Below are 506 nucleotides of genomic sequence, written 5' to 3'. Positions count from 1 at the left end.
AATTGTATACAATCGTCACTAACAAGCTGGCYAAAGGGCGTAAAGGCTCAATAGTGGCTATGATCAAGGGTACTCAGTCTGAGCTTCTGAAAGAAATACTGTTTAAAATTCCTAAGCGCCTGCGTAGGATGGTACAGGAAGTTACCATTGACATGTCTGGTAGTCTCAATAGCGCTGTTAAAGCCTGTTTTCCTAACGCCCATCGGGTGATAGATCGTTTCCATGTRCAACACCTGGCTTTTGAAGCGGTACAGGAGATCAGAATAAAACATCGTTGGGAGGCTCTGGAACAGGAGAATCTGGAATATGAGCAGGCGAAACGAAATGCAGTAAGGTGGGAGCCTGCCAGGCTTCCAAACGGRGACACGACCARGCAACTGCTGGCTAGAAGTCGATATTTATTATTCAAACATCCCAGGCTATGGACCAGAGAACAGCAACAAAGAGCGGAACTTTTATTTAGTCATTATCCTCTTATTCATAAATCTTATCAGCTATCCCTTCGA

General features: G+C 44.4%; 1 protein-coding gene. It reads left to right on the top strand.

Annotated features, from left to right (window positions below; translation table 11 throughout):
• Positions 1-2 precede the first annotated feature (2 nt).
• Positions 3-506 (top strand): ISAon1 family transposase (locus tag AC1DCV_RS35780; protein WP_477027682.1); only part of this gene is annotated, 504 nt, incomplete at its 3' end.

The sequence above is a fragment of the Chitinophaga sp. 10T418 genome, assembly GCF_056394125.1.
The sequence above is the reverse complement of the archived record's forward strand: the minus strand, read 5'-3'. Positions and strand labels throughout refer to the sequence as shown.